The 14,478-nt window shown below is 45.3% G+C and carries 19 protein-coding genes, 1 pseudogene and 1 riboswitch; of the genes and pseudogenes, 5 read left to right on the top strand and 15 right to left on the bottom strand.

Annotation, left to right across the window (positions count from 1 at the left end; all coding sequences use genetic code 11):
* Positions 1-511: 511 nt before the first annotated feature.
* The 6 genes from G614_RS0121975 to G614_RS29395 form a co-directional block, all read right to left on the bottom strand.
* Entirely contained in the window at positions 512-1,255 is a 744-nt protein-coding gene (locus G614_RS0121975; RefSeq protein WP_027643645.1) for an ABC transporter permease, read from the bottom strand.
* A complete protein-coding gene (locus tag G614_RS0121970) occupies positions 1,252-1,983 on the bottom strand; it encodes an ABC transporter ATP-binding protein (RefSeq protein WP_027643644.1) in 732 nt (243 codons plus the stop codon). Before G614_RS0121970 ends, G614_RS0121975 begins: the two co-directional genes overlap by 4 nt.
* The gene (locus G614_RS0121965) at positions 1,980-2,882 is read right to left on the bottom strand and encodes a helix-turn-helix transcriptional regulator (RefSeq protein ID WP_044918553.1); all 903 of its coding nucleotides are present in this window, start codon (positions 2,880-2,882) and stop codon (positions 1,980-1,982) included. The genes G614_RS0121970 and G614_RS0121965 overlap by 4 nt, the downstream gene beginning before the upstream one ends.
* 56 nt (positions 2,883-2,938) lie before the next feature.
* On the bottom strand, positions 2,939-4,753 hold the full coding sequence (locus G614_RS0121960) for an ATP-binding cassette domain-containing protein (RefSeq protein ID WP_420341540.1): 1,815 nt from the start codon (positions 4,751-4,753) through the stop codon (positions 2,939-2,941).
* Positions 4,754-5,293: 540 nt separating this feature from the next.
* Positions 5,294-5,680 carry a class B sortase gene (locus G614_RS29400; RefSeq protein ID WP_278246014.1) on the bottom strand — a complete coding sequence of 129 codons (387 nt, stop codon included), beginning with the start codon at positions 5,678-5,680 and terminating at the stop codon, positions 5,294-5,296.
* 9 nt (positions 5,681-5,689) lie between these two features.
* Complete coding sequence (locus tag G614_RS29395; protein ID WP_049948097.1) at positions 5,690-6,058, bottom strand: class B sortase; 369 nt, start codon at positions 6,056-6,058, stop codon at positions 5,690-5,692.
* A 219-nt stretch (positions 6,059-6,277) separates the two neighbouring features.
* Between G614_RS29395 and G614_RS0121950 the strand changes: the two genes are divergently transcribed.
* The 4 genes from G614_RS0121950 (at position 6,278) to G614_RS29390 (ending at position 8,608) form a co-directional block, all read left to right on the top strand.
* On the top strand, positions 6,278-6,484 hold the full coding sequence (locus G614_RS0121950) for a hypothetical protein (RefSeq protein WP_027643641.1): 207 nt from the start codon (positions 6,278-6,280) through the stop codon (positions 6,482-6,484).
* Entirely contained in the window at positions 6,477-7,832 is a 1,356-nt protein-coding gene (locus G614_RS0121945; RefSeq protein WP_027643640.1) for an ATP-binding protein, read from the top strand. The genes G614_RS0121950 and G614_RS0121945 overlap by 8 nt, the downstream gene beginning before the upstream one ends.
* Before the next feature lie 118 nt (positions 7,833-7,950).
* Positions 7,951-8,034: an HTH domain-containing protein gene (locus tag G614_RS35160; RefSeq protein WP_155245107.1), complete on the top strand. Its 84-nt coding sequence runs from the start codon at positions 7,951-7,953 to the stop codon at positions 8,032-8,034.
* Between the two features lie 61 nt (positions 8,035-8,095).
* The gene (locus G614_RS29390; protein WP_049948096.1) at positions 8,096-8,608 is read left to right on the top strand and encodes a helix-turn-helix domain-containing protein; all 513 of its coding nucleotides are present in this window, start codon (positions 8,096-8,098) and stop codon (positions 8,606-8,608) included.
* A gap of 164 nt (positions 8,609-8,772) precedes the next feature.
* Here the strand turns inward: G614_RS29390 and G614_RS0121935 are convergent, their stop codons facing one another.
* The 9 genes from G614_RS0121935 to G614_RS28460 form a co-directional block, all read right to left on the bottom strand.
* Positions 8,773-9,561, bottom strand: a complete 789-nt coding sequence (locus G614_RS0121935) for a GNAT family N-acetyltransferase (RefSeq protein WP_027643639.1) — start codon at positions 9,559-9,561, stop codon at positions 8,773-8,775.
* 350 nt (positions 9,562-9,911) lie between these two features.
* Entirely contained in the window at positions 9,912-10,247 is a 336-nt protein-coding gene (locus G614_RS0121925; protein WP_027643637.1) for an ABC transporter permease, read from the bottom strand.
* Positions 10,240-10,854 (bottom strand): ATP-binding cassette domain-containing protein, encoded by a 615-nt coding sequence (locus G614_RS28475; RefSeq protein WP_080664591.1) that lies wholly within the window; start codon positions 10,852-10,854, stop codon positions 10,240-10,242. The genes G614_RS0121925 and G614_RS28475 overlap by 8 nt, the downstream gene beginning before the upstream one ends.
* A complete protein-coding gene (locus G614_RS28470) occupies positions 10,839-11,480 on the bottom strand; it encodes a helix-turn-helix domain-containing protein (protein ID WP_049948094.1) in 642 nt (213 codons plus the stop codon). The genes G614_RS28475 and G614_RS28470 overlap by 16 nt, the downstream gene beginning before the upstream one ends.
* A 293-nt stretch (positions 11,481-11,773) precedes the next feature.
* Positions 11,774-12,250: an NUDIX hydrolase gene (locus G614_RS0121910; RefSeq protein WP_242828180.1), complete on the bottom strand. Its 477-nt coding sequence runs from the start codon at positions 12,248-12,250 to the stop codon at positions 11,774-11,776.
* A gap of 2 nt (positions 12,251-12,252) precedes the next feature.
* Complete coding sequence (locus G614_RS0121905; RefSeq protein WP_027643635.1) at positions 12,253-12,909, bottom strand: HAD family hydrolase; 657 nt, start codon at positions 12,907-12,909, stop codon at positions 12,253-12,255.
* A complete protein-coding gene (locus G614_RS30615; protein ID WP_242828179.1) occupies positions 12,899-13,039 on the bottom strand; it encodes a hypothetical protein in 141 nt (46 codons plus the stop codon). Before G614_RS30615 ends, G614_RS0121905 begins: the two co-directional genes overlap by 11 nt.
* 14 nt (positions 13,040-13,053) lie before the next feature.
* On the bottom strand, positions 13,054-13,347 hold the full coding sequence (locus tag G614_RS28465; RefSeq protein ID WP_049948093.1) for a hypothetical protein: 294 nt from the start codon (positions 13,345-13,347) through the stop codon (positions 13,054-13,056).
* Between the two features lie 4 nt (positions 13,348-13,351).
* Entirely contained in the window at positions 13,352-13,696 is a 345-nt protein-coding gene (locus G614_RS28460; protein WP_278246013.1) for a hypothetical protein, read from the bottom strand.
* 68 nt (positions 13,697-13,764) lie between these two features.
* Positions 13,765-13,863: riboswitch (TPP riboswitch) on the bottom strand.
* Between the two features lie 163 nt (positions 13,864-14,026).
* On the opposite strand from G614_RS28460, the pseudogene G614_RS28455 reads away from it, so the two are divergent.
* Positions 14,027-14,478 (top strand): annotated as a pseudogene (locus tag G614_RS28455) (hypothetical protein); the annotation flags it as partial.

The raw sequence follows: 14,478 nt of genomic DNA, 5'->3' as shown, positions 1-14,478 counted from the left end.
CCACATTAAATGCCTTGCTGGTTCGGTGAGGATGATTTTTTGAGAGTGCAGGTGCAAAAACGGAGGCGTAGTGGGCTCTACGCTGAGTATTTTGCACCTGTGCTATCGGAAAATCAGACCAGCGAAACAGTAAGGTATTTAGTGTGGGTTATACTAGTAACTCCTTTCGAGTAAATAATTGATATATAAACGGGTAGCCAAAGGCCCCCGTAACAAAGAGTAATGGGAACCTTGCGGCTCCGAATCTATATAAAAAAAGCACCCAAAGAATCAATCTCTCTGAGTGCTTTTGTTGCCCAAGGGCCAATATATCATTGTAACAGATTGGACTGGTAGGGAAGGGAATCCCCTCCTGCCTTTTCCTTTCTGTGCCTCTTACAAAAGAAGCATAAGAAACAAAAAAAGCGCCTGAAAGCAGAAACTCTCAGACGCTGTGTAACCGGAAAACTATAATCGCTTTGAAGCAATTACTGTATAGTATAGCAGATTTGTCACTGAAATTATTATATTGTTATTCCCACTTAAAGCATTTTACTGCAACACCTGTAAAGATAACTGTAACCGCCGCCATTACTGTCACTGGAATCCAGATATGCTCTACCGGCTGCCCCAGCGAGGTTGCCTTCATGAGCTGGATTCCCTGGGTGAGTGGGAACAGAGAAACAATCTTCTGCATAACCCCAGGCATGACCTCAAAAGGAAGCGTAGCCCCGGAAAATATCAGCATAGGGAAGTACAGCGCACTAGCAATTACACTGGCCATCTTCTCATTTTTCGCAATGCCGCCCACCATCATTCCGATGCTCAGGGTAGAAACCATGGTCAGAAGCCAGCTCCCGATAAAAGCCAGCCAGCTTCCGTGGAGCGTCACTCCCCAGAACAGTGCAGCAATCGGAAAGAGCAAAACCATGGAAACTACTGCGTACAGCACATATATGGTAAATTCCACGCCCAGCAGCATCACCGGACTAATCGGCGTAACGCGAAAGCGTTTCAGAATTTTACGTTCCCTGTACCCAGACACCACCAACGGCAATCCCATCAGTCCGCATGCACAAATGGAAATGGTACAAACTGCGCTCATGGACTGCTCCAGAAATGTATAGCCTGCGCCTTCAAATGCTGGCTTTGCCTGATAGATGAAGCCAAGGATGACCAGCACAATAATCGGCATGAATATGGCGAAGATCACCATGTTCATATTCCGGATATTCAGTTTCAGTTCTGTTTTCAAAAGCTTTGTAAAAGTTCTCATGCACCGATTCCCTCCTCATCATCCGAAAATTTTAAGTATGCGTCCTCGAACTTCTCACAGCCGCTCTCGGATTTCGCCTGTTCCACAGTTCCGTAAAATACGGGTTCTCCTTTTTTCAAAATACATATCTCATCACAGAGAGCTTCCACTTCATCCATAAAATGCGAAGTCAGGAAAATAGTCAAGCCCTGCTTTTTCAAATCTTCAAGGATTTTCCAGACAGTGCGGCGTGCTTTGGCATCCAGTCCGGTGGTCAATTCATCCAGAAAGACCAATTTGGGATTCGGTATCAGCGCCAGTACAATAAACAACCGCTGGCGCTCTCCTCCTGACAGGCTCTTTACTGTATTCTTCAGTTTGTCTCCAATCCTAAAGCGTTCACACAGTTGTTTCCAGTCCGCGGGATTTTTATATAGGCAGGCGATTTCTTCGCAAAGCTCAAACACCTTAATCTCCGGCTGGTAATCTCCCTCCTGAAACTGAACGCCTACTTCCTGGAACAGCTTCCTTCGGTCCCTTTTCGCATGATAACCCAGTACGGAAACTTCTCCGGAATCAGCCTGTTTCGTACCCAAAATACATTCGATTGTCGTGCTTTTTCCGGCGCCGTTCGCACCCAGCAGCCCGAATACCATACCGGTTTTGACGGATAGGCTTAGGCCGTCCAGCACCGGTTTTCCGTTATAACTTTTTCTAAGGTTTGTTACCTTGATTGCTTCTTCTCTCATTTTGTCCCCCTTTTCTTAATGGCACGCATTTCAATATATCCTCTCTCACCACGCGGTTCCAGCTGGATACGCGGATTGCTGTTATCCCACTCATACCCAATCACGGACGGATCATAGTGGTTCAGGGAATACTGTACGGAAAGGATCGCCTGGGAATAGTCCTCCTCCCGGAAAGGTTCTCCCTGCACCACCAGGTACTCTGCCGCTGGCAGGGAAATGACGTCAAATCCCTCTGGAATTGCACCGTCATAATCCGGTTCTACCTCGACTCCCTGCACGTAGGTGGAGGTTCCCGGCTTTTTATATTTTTCCGGCAGCCAGAGGCAGACCGGCTCCCCGCACAGGGAATCCATGCTCATCAGAATCCCCCATACCTCACAGTTCACTTCCGCACAATAGTCGAAATAATCCTCCGCTTTAATTCCTCTCTTGATAATCACTTTGCGATCTGGCTTGCGGATCACCTGGACAAAAACGCTTTGCAAATTTTCCATATCAACAATATCCTTTCTGAGCTCTCTGAATTTCACTCCGTATGGGATAAACAATCCAATCGGAACCGGGTCTTTCACATATTCCCCAGGATTGCATCCGAATTCCTTATAAAAAGCGCGGGTATATCCATCCACGCTGTCAAATCCACAGTCATAAGCAGCGTCAATCACAAGACATTGCTCCTTTTTCAGCCGCATAGCCGAATGGGAAAGCCTCAGCCGGCGGATATACTCTGCGGGAGTCATTCCCAGATAATTCTTAAACAGCCGGTAGGAATGCCAACTCGAAAAAAGTGAGACTTCAGAAAGGTGAGCCAGTGTAATCTCTTCATCCAAGTGTTCTTCTATATATTCCTGCATTCGCTGTACTGCTTTCATCTGCTCCTGCAATTCATTCACCTCCATCTGTATCTCCTATTTTACCATTAACAATGGCAGACTGCTCGACTTTTTTTGCTGTCTCAGTCTTCCAGTGACTTGCGCAGATATTTTGCGGTAATTGTATCTGCATGATCTGCCATTTCCTGCGGCGTACCTGTAAATACAACCTCGCCGCCCATACTTCCGCCGTCCGGTCCGATATCAATTACATAATCTGCAAGCTTTACCACATCCATATTGTGTTCGATTACAATTACGGTATTGCCGCGCTTCACAAAGCCGTCCAAAAGCTCCATGACTTTCTTTATATCGGAAGCATGTAAGCCTGTCGTCGGTTCATCCAGCACATAAATATTGCCTTTCTGATCCAGATAGTTCGCCAGCTTCACACGCTGACGCTCTCCGCCGGATAAGGTTGACAGGGGCTGCCCCAAAGAAAGATAGGATAACCCTACTTCCACCATGGCGTGAAGAGCCTTGCGGACCTTTGGGCAGTCAGAGAAGAATGTCTCCGCCTCTCCTGCGTTCATATCCAGGATTTCTACGATATTTTTACCATGATAGGTATAGGAGAGAGCTTCGCTGCTGTAACGGCTGCCGCCGCAGGCTTCACAAGTGGTTGTTACCGGATCCATAAAGACCAGTTCTGTGGTAACAACTCCCTTTCCTTTACAATTCGGGCAGGCGCCCTTGCTGTTGAAGGAGAACAACGCCGCACTGACGCCATTTTCCTTCCCCATCTGCTTGCGTATCTCATCAAAGAATCCCAAAAAGGTCGCTGGAGTGGAACGTCCTGTTGCTGTAACCGGAGACTGGTCTACTAAAATCACCCGTTCCGCGTACTTCTCAGCAAAAACATCCCGGATTAACGAGCTTTTCCCAGAACCCGCCACACCAGTCACAGCGGTCAGCACATGCAGCGGAATATCTATAGAAACGTTTTTCAGGTTATGAATGGCTGCATCCCGTACCGGCAGAAAATCTTTCGGTTTTCTTGACAAAGGTTTGATCGGCGTTTTCTGCTGCATGGCATTCCCGGTCAGGGTGCCGGATTGCAAAAGCCCATCGTAACTGCCCTGGTAAAGAATTTCTCCGCCGTTTTTGCCTGCCAGCGGTCCAATATCAATCACTTCATCGGCAAGGGAGATTACATCCTTGTCATGCTCTACCACCAAAACCGTGTTTCCCTTATCCCGCAGACTGCAAAGCAGCTTGGTCATGCGGTGGACATCACGGGGGTGCATTCCGGTGCTTGGTTCGTCAAAGATGTATGTCATTCCGGTTAAGGCACTGCCCATATGCCGCACCAGCTTGAGACGCTGCGCCTCGCCGCCGGATAAGGTCGCGGACTCACGGTTCATGTAAAGGTACGGCAGACCAATATCAATCATACGCGTAAGGGTGAGCACCAGGCTGCCTGCAATGAATTTGCCTTGCGGATCTGTAATTGTCTCCAGCACTTTTCTCAGCTCTGTAAACTCCATCTCACATAATTCGTTAATGGAATAGCCCGCAACTTTACAGGAAAGTGCGGACGTATTCAGGCGTTTGCCATGGCAAAGAGGACATTCAGACGGATGGACATAGCTTGCCAGCCGTTTAGCAGAGGTTTCTCCCATTTCAGAGCTGTCCCGTTTCAGCAGCAGCCGGCTCATCATATTATGGATGCCTTCCACTTGCTTGGATACACGCTTTCCACCTGGTTCCTCTGCACCATATAGCAAAAGATTTCTCTCTTTCTCTGAATAGTCCCTCCACTTTTTATCCAGGTCAAACAGACCGCTTTCCGTATATTGTTTCCAATACCAGTTTCCCACATGAAAGGTGGGCAGGTCTACCATGCCCTCATTCAAGCTTTTCTCTTCTGCAATCAGCGGCAAAATATCCAGCGTCATTACCTTACCGATACCAAAGCATTCCGGGCACATCCCGTTCGGATCGTTAAATGAAAAGTAAGAGGCAGTACCAATATGCGGCTCTCCAATCCGGCTGTAAAGCAGACGCAGGGCGGAGTACATATCACTGATAGTACCTACTGTAGAGCGGGCATTCCCTCCCAGCCTGGTCTGGTCAATCACAACGGAAGCAGACAGATTTTCAATTCTATATGCCTTGGGCTTTTCAAACTTTGGCAGTCTGCTCCGGACAAAGGCGGAATAGGTTTCATTCATCTGGCGCTGGCTCTCGGCCGCGATAGTATCAAAGACAATACTGGATTTCCCGGAACCGGATACCCCGGTAAAGACCACTATTTTCCCTTTTGGGATTTCAAGGGAAATATTTTTCAGGTTGTTTTGGCTCAACCCTTGTATCACAATGCTGTTTTGATATGACATATCATTGATCCTTCTTTCTTCTGGTTTTCTCATATTAGTATAACAAACAGCAAAAAAAGCCTCTCGACTTTTTTTGCTGTTGCAAAATGGCGCTTATGGTTATCGAACGATTCCCAATAACACAAATCTTGCGTTATCAAACTCATAACTGCAGGTAGAAAGCGTAACGATTCGATCTGTGACTGCCGGAATAATATCACTATCAAAACAGGAACGGCTCCTGGCTGCTTCCAGCCAGTCTTCAAATTTTGTATCCGGCTCCAACATTATTTCCCAAGCATCATCTTTCACGTTCGCCACATAGCCGGCAAAGATTTCTATTCTGATGTTTTGCTCCGGCGTTATTAGTAGTATGGTCGGATGTGTATGATAAAACTCCTGATTTTTGTATTCCGTCAAACCGGAAAACATGGTACCGTTTTTCATATGGTGCCCATAGATTATGCTGTGCCGGTCTGAGAAATCCGGCGAGTTTCGGCTGTCCAGGAAGATGCATCACGAACTGTTCCATTTCCCGTTGAATAAATGCTTCAGATAATACTGATTGTTCGTACCTTGTACCACCGGATAATTGATTTCCGTCCCCTCAATATAAATCCATGCTACAATATCCGGATTGATCTCCGTCAGTACAGCAAAATCAACGACTGGCCAGTTGATTTCCGGTTCTTCTCCAGACTGAGTTTCATTTTGCTCCTCATTTTGATTATCCTCAGGATCCGGCAGGGACACGAACTGTTCAATATCAGTATAGGAAGAAGTGCCTTTATCGTATTCCCGGAGCTGCCGATAAATCTGGAAGGCGCCCAGAGCAAAGATACCTATAAAAATTAGAATGAGCATGGTGCAAACTGTTTTTTTCATGATTCAATCACGCTCCTTTTCTTACCCATTATTACACGTTTTGTGGGCGCGATTTACAACAAAAAAGGTTCAGGAATCTATCCCAAACCTCTTGTCCCTTTTTTCTGATCCCTTTTACGAAGTTTTCATCCCTGAAAATCCAAAATTATCCGCAACCCCCTTGATATTGTTCCGTAAACCGAATATAATATAGAATAGAGATATAAAAGGAGCCAAAACATGAAGTTTATCACGACTACGGAAGCAGGTAAGAAATGGAATCTGTCTGCCAGGCGTGTTGGCGTTCTCTGCAGTGAGGACCGTATCCCCGGTGTTCAAAAGACCGGGAATACCTGGCTCATTCCTGAAGATGCAGAAAAGCCGACCGATGCACGCATTAAAAGCGGAAAATATATTAAGAAATGCGAGGTAAAGGGCAATGCCTGAGATGCAGAATATAGAGTGGAAAGCGAAATGGAAAGACGATTACCTAGAATGGATCTGTGGCTTTGCAAATGCACAGGGCGGGAAGATTTATATTGGATGCAATGATGATGGGGAAGTTGTCGGATTACCCAATACCCGCAAACTTCTCGAAGACATTCCCAATAAAATCCGTAATGCAATGAGCATTGTCGTAGATGTAAACCTACTGATGCAGGACGGCAAGGAATACATCGAAATTGTGGTTCCTCAATATCCTGTTGCCATTTCATGTAAAGGCGTTTACTACTACCGCAGCGGAAGCACTATGCAGACACTCTCCGGTCCTGAGTTGGAAAGCTTTATCCTTCGCAAGCGTGGTGCAGCTTGGGACAATATGCCTTTGCCCGGTTTCACCATTGACGATATAGACGATTCTTTGGTTGATAAATTCAAAAAATTAGCTGCTAAAAAGGGGCGAATTGATAAAAGTGTCCTTGAAGAATCCAAAGCAGATTTGATGGAAAAACTGCGTCTTACAAATGCCGGATATTACACAAATGCTTCTATGCTTCTTTTTAGTAAGGATCCAGATAAGTGGCAGCTTGGCGCTTATACCAAAATCGGTTACTTCGAGACAGATGCAGATCTTCGTTATCAGGATGAGATTCACGGCTCTCTATTGGAACAAATTGATAAAATCATGGAAGTGCTTTATCTTAAATTCATGAAAGCCAAAATCTCATATGAGGGGATCCAGAGAATAGAACGCTATTTTGTCGCGGATGAGGCACTCAGAGAGTCATTGCTTAATGCCTTATGTCACAAACAATACGAATCCTGCACCCCCATACAGATCAGCGTATATGATGATCGCCTTTATATTGCAAACTGTGGAAAGCTGCCTGAAAATTGGACGGTTGACAATCTGATGTCCAAACATGCTTCAAAGCCATATAACCCCTCTATTGCCAATGTCTATTATCTTGCCGGATTTATTGAAAGCTGGGGACGCGGCATTGAAAAAATATGTCAAGCCTGTGATGAGGATGGCAGTCCAAGACCGGAATACACTATCAATCCCGGCGATATTATGATTAAGTTCACTGCTTCTGAGGACAGGGTTATTCGTATCGGCCCTCAGAGGGTGACTGCAAAGGTGACTGCAAAGGTGACTATAAAAGTGACTGATAAAGAGGCCGACGTTCTGGATTTGATCCGTGAAGACCCTGGCTACTCTATGGATGAAATAGCAAAAAGACTTTCTGTCAGCAGAAAAACAGTGGCAGCCCGAATTAAATCTCTAAAAGAGAAGGGAATCCTTGAAAGAATAGGTGCAACAAAAAATGGTCATTGGCAAATAAATGAATAAAGGATAAGCACAGATGTAAAAAAGATTCAAACAGCAGCCTATATTTAGCCTCAATAACTGCATAATGCAACGGTTCTCCTAAACCAATTTTTGAAACAGATCCTGAGAAGAGAAAACACTGGCTTTAATTGCAAAAAATCCAATTATTACTTCTCAATCCATTGCTGAACAATATGGTGTTTCAAGAAAAACCGTAACATGACTCTGTAAATCTCTGAAAGAAAAAGGATATATATACAACGAGAAGGCGGCACCCGCGGTAAATGGGTTATTTTAAAGTGAAGGATGGTGAAGAGATGCCAAAACAATTCAAAACAGCACGGCTGCTAAACAAATTAAAAGCACTTGAGGCTGCCGAGAAGCTTGGCGTTTCTCAGCCGACCCTCAGTGCATGGGAGGGGGAGCGAAAATCCCCGTCCGTAGAAAGCCTTGAAAACATGGCTGATCTTTATGGGGTAACTACAGATTTTCTGCTAGGCCGCTCAGACTCTTATATGTTGGATTCCAAAAAGCCGAATGTTAGCGAACTGTTCATCTCCTCTCCTCCGTTTTCTGAAGCTGAACCACCTAAAGAGCCGCCACTGTCCCGCTCTGAGCTTATCAATCAGGAGGAGATCTGGCTGGAGCCAATTTCTCCAGACTCAGATCTGCGAAGGGAACTGCAAGGATGGTACCAGGTAAAAGACCGATTTGTTGAGAATGAGTATGGGAACCGATTTTATCTGGACACCTATGGTTCCAAATGGCTGGCATTCCTTATCGAAACAGAAACTTGACGGACGGAGCCGGCGCTCAGTATGGTACTGGGTGCCGGCTTTTGATTGTTTACGCTCTCTGAACAGGCTGCCAATTATTCAGTTTTGGGAAACCACATCAGATATGCAATAAGGAGAAGAGAGTTTTTAAGTTACTTCGATACGCATCCCTTTTGGCAAGGCTCCTAACCTGTATTTGTCAGAGCTGTATCTGTATCAAGCTTTCGAATTCCTTTATCATATAGGTATTTTTTCAGGCTACACATACACTTCGTGCCAATCCCTTTTCCCTGCAACCCCTCTTCCACATATATCCAACGCAGATATGCAATACCCGGTTGTTCCAGATAGTGGATCTCACACTCTCCTATCGGCTTGGAATCTATGAGAAATTCACCATATCGTTGTCTGCCGGCACTCATTCCATACCATCGTATAGCAACGTCCTCGTTATGCGAATCCTCCAACACAGAAGAGTAAAATACGTTTTCGTGTTCGACCTGGAACCCATTTTGCATTAATAAATCACTGATGTGCGGGTAGTTTTCAAATAGCTTACCGTGCCGTGCATAGCAAGACATTCCGAAATAGTGGTAAAAAGCATATATGATTTTAGAGTCATCTCCAAAACCCTTTAGCGCTTCATTTAGAAGTACTGCGCCAACTTCCTGCAAATCCTGATTAAAGTACAATGAACGAATAACCGGATAGGATATACTCTCTGATATTTTTCCATCCTTATCGAATCCCAATGTGGTTCTGCCATACTGAATGAAACCGACCAATTCATTTTCCAGATAGGCGCCTTTTACCGTTAATTCTTTAAACAGCGTTCTCCCTTCTCCATCAATATCGTGAAGAAAAGACTTTTCCCAGATATCGAAATCTACCGGATACATTGCAGGGTGTGAGAACCTCGTCTGATACCAGTATATATCCTTCATATTGTTCTTTATTTTCACTATGTTTGCCATCCGCTCACCTCCATGCTCAAAGCATTCTATTCGATATCGGCTTTACAAAAATGTGTGGCACTTAACATCAAAGGCAACAGTGTCCATATAACCGACATAACAATCCCACGTAACAGAAACTCCGATGGGAATGCTTCTGTGGGGGAATCCGCCATTAGATTCAGAATCCAGTATCCGCTGATTGCTATTTTTACCTGCAGCGCAGAAAACAGCAAATCCAATCCCTGTGTCAGTAATGGGGATAATATAATCAGCGCCATTGTAATCCCAATTCCGGCCGCCATACCCGATCAGTATCAGCCCGATTGTCAAAATCGCAAGGAAGATGACTAAATTCATGAGCACAGTAATCAGATTCCAAATAGGTGCTTTGCCAGAAACACCTGGATTCTGGAATAGCCCTTACCCACCACATTCTTCATTGCTCCATGGGTATAATCGCTTATTACCCAGATACAAAGAAAAATCGCACTGAACATCGTTACAAGCCCTCCGCCTGCAAATTGTTCTGCCATACCGGAAATACCCGTTTCCTGCAAAACATCCCCACCAGCGCCCATTGCCTGACCTGCCGCAGTCATGGTGAGATATACAAGAAGTACCAGACCCACCGCAGATAAAAGGCATATCCAGAATGCTTTATTTTTCTTCCACTTATACCATTCGCCATTTAGAATATTACGCATGGACGCCTCCTTCCTGCACGGAAGATCTGTCCATTCTTTCCATAAAGTAGCCTTCTAAATCTTCACCAGCAAAGCGGCTTTCTTTTAAACCTATCCCACTCGTCACAACGACACGATTGATTTCTTCGGTTGCATCCAGCCTTTCATACACACATACGGTATGGAAATTCACTACGGTACATGGAACACAGAGCTTTTCTGTCAGAACCGCAGCTGTCTTTTGTGCGTCATCCACTCTAAGCCGCAAATACTGCCTACATGCCGCGTCAACCTGCTCCGCATCACGTTCTTCAATCAGCACACCATCTCGTAAGATGCCATATCTTGTTGCTATTTTCGACAGTTCCCCTAAGATATGACTTGAAATCAATATGGTCACATGTTCTTCCTGATTCAACTTTAACAGTAAATCCCGTATTCCCTTGATACCAGATGGATCCAATCCATTAATTGGCTCGTCCAGAATCAGGAAGGCTGGTTTTTTCATGAGAGCAATGGCCAATCCAAGCCGCTGCCTCATTCCCATAGAAAAATGCTTTACCTTTTTCTTTCCGTCTGATTCCAGTCCTACAATAGGGAGCCACTCCGTAATCACGCGCTTTTCCAACGATACTCTTCAAAGTCATCGTCCTTCTTGTCCGAGCAGACTGCGATAAAATACTTCCAGTCCTCCGTATGGTGGATGCTGACACCCAGTGGTCCCTTCAGCCTTCCGTTCATGAGGGAATCAAGCTTATCCAGCGTTCCATCCGTAAGCGCTTTATCCCACAACGAAGGAATTGTCTCAAAATTACTAGCGAGATCCCGATCCAGCGGAGAGGGAACACCCACAATCCGAAATGCGGCCTTTTCCTCCACTCTGAATTTCAACGGCTGCCCTCCGTCCATGGATACATGAAACTGAATCGGCGGAAAGGCCTGCAGGGAAACATTTTCTGTTTTCAGAACAGAAGGCACAATGCCATGAAAGCTTTTGAAGGCTCTGGTAAACGCTGTCGGAGACTCATACCCATACTTGACAGCAATATCAATTACCCTTCCGGTGTCCTTTTGCAGTTCTACTGCCGCAAGGGACAATCTGCGCCGCCGTATGTATTTGCGCAGTGTCATATCCGTCATATAAAGGAACATCTGCTGGAAATAGTAGGACGGGCAACCAGCCACTTTTGCCACTTTTTCATAATCCAGTTCCTCTGTAATATGCTGCTCTATGTATTCAATTGACTGGTTCAATCGTTGCATCCATTCCATAATACAGTTGCGCTATTATATCACTTCATTATAGCTGATCCTTTCATAATTTTCCTCGCATTCAGACCGTACAAACTGATAGCATGACCCTGCTAATATTTTTTCGCAGGGATTGAGGTTTTTTTCCTGCGAAATCCAATGCAGATAAAGCCGGCATACATCCGCCACCTTACTCTGACATTACGTTCAATCTTAAAAAAATCATCACAGCAGACCTGCATTAACCTTGCCGGAACCTTGCTTTATTCATGTGTTTCCAATTCTTTTTCTTTTTTTCACTTTACAGTGAGCAAAGGATGCAGCAGACCTCCTTTTTTGTACATATCCAGAAGTTCATCATGGTATACCCACATTACATCTACAACCTCTGTTTCCTGCATTCTAATCTCGAACAATTCAATATCTGCATGAAACTGCCACACATCATAAAAATCCTGAACAGAATCTCTTCTTGTATGGCAAAGCTGCTCCGCTCCTTCAGGATCCAATGTGATTCCAAGCTCTTCCCTCACTTCCCGGAGCGCACCGCAAAGACTATCCTCTCCGGCAAGAACACTCCCGCCCGTGCATTCCCACAAAAGCGGGTACTGCTTTTTCGGATGACGCTGTGAGAGGAGATACTGTCCTTTGCTGTTACAGATCCATGCGCTCACTGAAAGATGATAATATCCTTTCGGAATCGGCATTCCACGGAATATCGTCACATCAGTTTTCTCCCCGGCACCATTGTACAAATCCCATCTTTCCGTCATTGTCATATTTCTCCTTCAGGCAGCGGCACCTCTGTAAAATCTTTTATATAGCAATCACTGATTTTTTCAATCTCAGTCTGGTGGTGAGCTGAATACTTGTCATACACACCGCAAACGAGCATTCCCGCCTGCTTTGCGCTTCTAATCGCGGGAAGTACGTCGTCAAAAACAAGGCACCGCTCTGGAATTACTCCTAATTTATGTGCTGCAAGCTCAAATACATCCGGGAATTCCTTTCCGCGTGTTACTTCATCTGTGGAGCAGAGAGCGTCAAACAACCCTAAGACGGAATTGTTTTCAAGGCACGGCACGAACAGTTTCTCCGGCAAACCGGTGGCAACTGCCAGCTTAATCCCCGCCTCCTTGAGCATTATCAGATACTCCTGTGCATGGGGAACCAGCTTCACATGATGGGCATACTCATAAACAGCCATCTCATTCCATTCCCGCACCATATCGTCTACCTTTTCGGTAAGTCCAAATAAATCTATCGTATACTGCGCTGCCTCTTCAAAGCTGCGAGCACAGATTTCTGTCACATAGTTTTCGGGAACAGGCAATCCCCGCTTCTGCAAAAACATAATATCTATCTGCTCCCAAACATCCATGGAATCCAAAAGCGTTCCGTCCAGATCCAAAATAGCTGCCTCAAACCTCATGATTCACCTCTGTGTAAAATGCTTCCTTCATCTGTGCGGCAGCCTTTCGGATATCCGGTTGTCCAATAATAGCGGAAACAACAGCCAGGCCGTCAATCCCCATCGGGCGGAACAGCCCTGCGTTATCCAAATTGATTCCACCAATCACGACAATTGGTAGATTAGATGAAACTCGGTATATCCAGCTTTTACCCCTTCCCGGACTGCCGCAAGCATATCCGTGTCGTCCTTTTCACAGCTCAGTGTGATGACGTTTGCACCTGTCGGAGCGTTCTCCAGTGTATCAAAATCCCCGATAATCAAATCGACAGCGATGCCACTTTGCTCCAGATACTCTAATCCTGCGTCAGCGGCGATCACCAAGTCTTCTGCTAACGGCTGAAACTCCAGACCGATACAGTCTCCCGCACCGACAACATAACAAATACCGTTTTTCAAGGCACTACCTCCGATATGGCATTTTCCAGAAATCCAGTTCCAGAAGGCTAGCTTTTTTGAAGATACCGCTCAGCTTTTCCTTTTCAGTATCCGAGAGAATTTCGCACTTTTCATCTGTAAACTGCGACCATTCCTGGCAGCTCTCTGCATAGCGCTCATCGGCATAATCCTCAATGAAATCCCAGTATCTTGATTCCTTGCTCTTCGGATCTTCCGCCAGTCTGCGGAAAATATGGCTGTAGCTCATCATGCAGGGAAGTACCGCCATCAGCATTTCCTTTTCATCACCACGCTCTGCGGTTTCCAGCAAAAAGTCAATATAGCGCTGGTTCTCCGGCAGCGGGGCAATGGATTCGATATCATCGTATTAAATTAAAAACAAAAGGACGCCCACATGGAGCGTCCTGAAAATACAAATGCTGTATTCATTCAGCTCCCTACGTTGGTATTGGCCAACAGGTTCAAAGGGTCAGGTTTTACCTTCTCAACTACACAGTAGTCCCCCTGCTTATTAATATTATACCATACCGCAGCTTACAGCTGCAAACAAATTTAAAAACATAAAAGAATCATCCTGTTCGTAGATGCACGTGCTATAATGCACATATACGGTATCTGTGTACCACTCTCCATCGGAAACTAAATTTCCCTGCAAGCATTCATACGAAAGGATGACCCTATGAACACTATTTTAGAGCAATACAAAGATAAAATCAACGGTATTTTTTCCTTTTTTGACAGGATTATCATCAAAGGGCATATTTTCCAGCTGTTTTCCCTTTCCGGGCGGAAATATTTCCTTTCCTGCCTTGACGTCCTGCTGAAGGATTTTTCCGCTTACGCCAATACGGTCACGGACGATATCGTCTCCCATGTGGAAAGCATGGCGGCATCTGAAAACCGTCCCCTGGTCTACCTGACATCCTCCAAAATCCCAAAAGAGCAGACTGCCCTTGATATTCTGAAAACAACCCCCGTACCGGAAGGCCTTATCTGCATCCTCTCCGTTGTGGAAGGATGCCAGACTTTCCAGCCCCTTAAACAGCCGGACGGAAAGCTGGAACTTAAAACCGTTATGCGTAAATGCAAATACTATTACTTTTATTACCTGGATAAAAATTTCGGCTTCAT

Origin of the sequence: [Clostridium] clostridioforme AGR2157 (genome assembly GCF_000424325.1) — a bacterium.
Classification (GTDB): Bacteria; Bacillota; Clostridia; order Lachnospirales; family Lachnospiraceae; genus Enterocloster; species Enterocloster clostridioformis_A.
The sequence above is the reverse complement of the archived record's forward strand: the minus strand, read 5'-3'. Positions and strand labels throughout refer to the sequence as shown.